3 protein-coding genes are annotated in these 3,118 nt (G+C 64.2%); all 3 read left to right on the plus strand.

Annotation, left to right across the window (positions count from 1 at the left end):
• Nucleotides 1-89 precede the first annotated feature (89 nt).
• The 3 genes from ABSG20_RS33490 (at nucleotide 90) to ABSG20_RS33500 (ending at nucleotide 2,833) form a co-directional block, all read left to right on the plus strand.
• On the plus strand, nucleotides 90-602 hold the full coding sequence (locus tag ABSG20_RS33490) for a GNAT family N-acetyltransferase (RefSeq protein ID WP_423868723.1): 513 nt from the start codon (nucleotides 90-92) through the stop codon (nucleotides 600-602).
• Entirely contained in the window at nucleotides 599-2,197 is a 1,599-nt protein-coding gene (gene cimA, locus ABSG20_RS33495; RefSeq protein ID WP_423868724.1) for a citramalate synthase, read from the plus strand. The genes ABSG20_RS33490 and cimA overlap by 4 nt, the downstream gene beginning before the upstream one ends.
• A 252-nt stretch (nucleotides 2,198-2,449) precedes the next feature.
• A complete protein-coding gene (locus ABSG20_RS33500; protein ID WP_423868725.1) occupies nucleotides 2,450-2,833 on the plus strand; it encodes a VOC family protein in 384 nt (127 codons plus the stop codon).
• The last annotated feature ends 285 nt before the right edge of the window (nucleotides 2,834-3,118 follow it).

Raw genomic sequence — 3,118 nt, forward strand, 5'->3', positions numbered from 1 at the left:
CCTAAGCTCTGGTTCGCGCTCAGAGATCGCAGGTTTGGCACGGCCGCCGTCGTGCCGGCGTTCAACCGTGCGGAGGTAATCTAAAGGCCATGGGGCAGGCGCTTCCCAAACCCGCTTTGCGGCCGTTTCTCGCCGGCGATATCCCGGTGCTGGCGGCGATCTTTGTCGATGCGATCGAGGCATTGACCGGGGATGACTACAGCGAAGCGCAGCAGCAGGCCTGGGCCAGCGCGGCCTTCGACGAGGAGCAATTCGGCCGGCGGCTGGCCGGCGAGCTTACGCTGATCGCGACGCTGCAGAATTCGCCGGTCGGCTTCGCCTCGCTCAAGGGCACGGGTCACATCGACATGCTGTATGTCCACCCCAGCGCGGTCGGGCAGGGCGTGGCGTCGCTGTTGTGCGAGGCCTTGGAAAAACTCGCCGGCGGCCGCGGCGCCAAGAGCCTCACGGTCGATGCCAGCGACAATGCGCTGGAATTCTTCGTTCACCGCGGCTACGTCGCCAAACAGCGCAACACCGTGACGGTCAACGGCGAATGGCTCGCCAATACCACGATGCAGAAGACGCTGGTCGATGGTGCTGCGCCTGGAGATGCACGATGAAACGCGAGCGGCTCTATCTGTTCGACACCACGCTGCGCGACGGCGCCCAGACCAACGGCGTCGATTTCACGCTGCGCGACAAGCAATTGCTGGCGCGGATGCTCGATGAACTCGGTATCGACTATGTCGAAGGCGGCTATCCCGGCGCCAATCCCACCGACACCGAGTTCTTTGCCGAAAAGCCCGTGCTTGGCCATGCCAGCTTCACGGCGTTCGGCATGACGCGCCGTCCCGGCCGCTCGGCGTCCAACGATCCGGGTCTGGCGGCGCTGCTGCAAGCCAAGGCCGATGCGATCTGCTTTGTCGCCAAGGCATCGGCCTATCAGGTGCGCGTGGCATTGGAGACCACCAACGAGGAAAATCTGGCCTCGATCCGCGACAGCGTCAGCGCGGCGAAAGCGGCCGGTCGCGAAGTCATGCTCGACTGCGAGCATTTTTTCGACGGCTACAAGGAAAACCCGGAATTCGCGCTGGCCTGCGCCAGGGCGGCCTATGATGCCGGCGCGCGCTGGGTGGTCTTGTGCGACACCAATGGCGGCACCCTGCCGCACGAGGTCGAGACCATCGTGACGGACGTTGTAAAACAAATTCCCGGCGATCACGTCGGCATTCATGCCCATAACGATACCGAGCAGGCGGTGGCCAATTCGCTGGCCGCGGTGCGTGCGGGGGTCCGGCAGATCCAGGGTACGCTGAACGGCCTTGGCGAACGCTGCGGCAACGCCAATCTGTGCTCGCTGATCCCGACGCTGCGCTTGAAGCGCGAATTTTCCGATCGCTTCGAGATCGGGGTGTCGCCCGAGCAGATGGCGACATTGACAAAAGTGTCGCGCACGCTGGACGACATGCTTAACCGGGCCCCGAACCGGCATGCGCCCTATGTCGGCGAAAGCGCCTTCGTCACCAAGACCGGCATTCATGCCTCGGCCGTGCTCAAGGATCCGCAGACCTACGAACATGTGCCGCCCGCATCGGTCGGAAACAAACGCAAGGTGCTGGTGTCCGATCAGGCCGGGCGTTCGAATGTCATCGCCGAGCTCGAGCGGGCCGGCATTGCCTATGACAAGAACGACCCGAAGCTGCTCCGGCTGGTCGAGGAGATGAAGGAGCGCGAGGCCGCAGGCTACGCCTATGAATCCGCCAACGCCTCGTTCGACCTGTTGGCGCGGCGCACGCTTGGCCGCGTGCCCGAGTATTTTCGGGTCGAGCAGTTCGATGTCAATGTCGAGCAGCGCTACAATGCCAACGGCCAGCGCGTCACGGTGGCGATGGCGGTGGTCAAGGTCGATGTCGACGGCGAGAAACTGATCTCGGCGGCGGAAGGCAACGGCCCGGTCAATGCGCTCGACGTCGCGCTGCGCAAGGATCTCGGCAAGTATCAGAAATATATCGAAGGCCTGAAGCTGGTCGACTACCGGGTGCGTATCCTCGATGGCGGCACCGAGGCGGTGACGAGGGTGCTGATCGAGAGCGAGGACGAACAGGGCGAGCGCTGGACCACGATCGGGGTATCGCCCAACATCATCGACGCGTCGTTTCAGGGGCTGATGGATTCGGTGATCTACAAGCTGGTGAAATCAGGCGCGCCGGCCTGAGGGGAGCCGCGGTCGCCTCGGTTACCAGACCAGCGTTTCCGAAGTTCTGATCATATCGAAGCCTGCGATGCTGCGCTCCCTCTCCCGCGTCTATCGCGGGGGAGGGTTGGGGTGGGGGCAGACGCGGGTGGTGTGTATGCTGAGGCACCCCCACCCCACCCTCCCCCGCAAGCGGGAGAGGGAGTGAGAGGCCAATGCTCGTGGCCTGAAATGATAGGTTTCACGGAATCGCTCAACCAGGGGAGCTCTCGGATGATCGATCATGTCTCGATTGGCGTCAGCAACCTCGAACGCGCCGGGCATTTCTATGAAACGGCGCTGGCGCCGCTCGGGCTGTCGCGGCTGGTGACCCGACCGGCGACGATCGGCTTCGGCAGGAGCTACCCCGAGTTCTGGATCAATTTTCGTGCGGAGATGGCTCAAGTCGTACCGGACAGCGGCGTTCATGTCTGCCTGCGGGCGAAATCGGCCGCTGATGTCGACGCGTTCCACGCGGCCGCCCTGCAAGCCGGAGGCCGTTCCGATGGCGCGCCGGGTCTGCGCCCGCACGACCGCTTGCGCTACTACGCGGCTTTCGTCAGAGATCCCGATGGCAATCGCATCGAAGCGGTGACGTTCCCCGCCGATGATGCTTAAGACAGCCGCACGGGCCGAACATGCAGATCAGGCTCTTGGGCGGCGGTATCGACATGCCGTAGGGGCGCCCCTCATACGCGCTAGCTTAAGAACTCGTGTCCCGCACGCTGGCCGCGTAGACGGTGGGCTCCCTCTCCCCCCAGGCGAAAGCGTAGCTTTCGCGGGGGCGGGAGAGGGTCGGGGTGAGGGGGGGCCGCATCGGGACCCGCCCGAGTGGTCCCCTCACCCCACCCTCTCCCGCGCTAAAGAAGCGGGGAGAGGGAGTGAGAGAGTTGGGGCCACCTG

Origin of the sequence: Bradyrhizobium sp. (genome assembly GCF_049512235.1) — a bacterium.
In the GTDB taxonomy this organism is placed as follows: Bacteria; Pseudomonadota; Alphaproteobacteria; order Rhizobiales; family Xanthobacteraceae; genus Bradyrhizobium.

Bases quoted from the DNA above. Each gene is read 5' to 3' on its own strand.
- ABSG20_RS33490 (WP_423868723.1), top strand. From the start codon at position 90: ATGGGGCAGGCGCTTCCCAAACCCGCTTTGCGGCCGTTTCTCGCCGGC.
- cimA (WP_423868724.1), top strand. From the start codon at position 599: ATGAAACGCGAGCGGCTCTATCTGTTCGACACCACGCTGCGCGACGGC.
- ABSG20_RS33500 (WP_423868725.1), top strand. From the start codon at position 2,450: ATGATCGATCATGTCTCGATTGGCGTCAGCAACCTCGAACGCGCCGGG.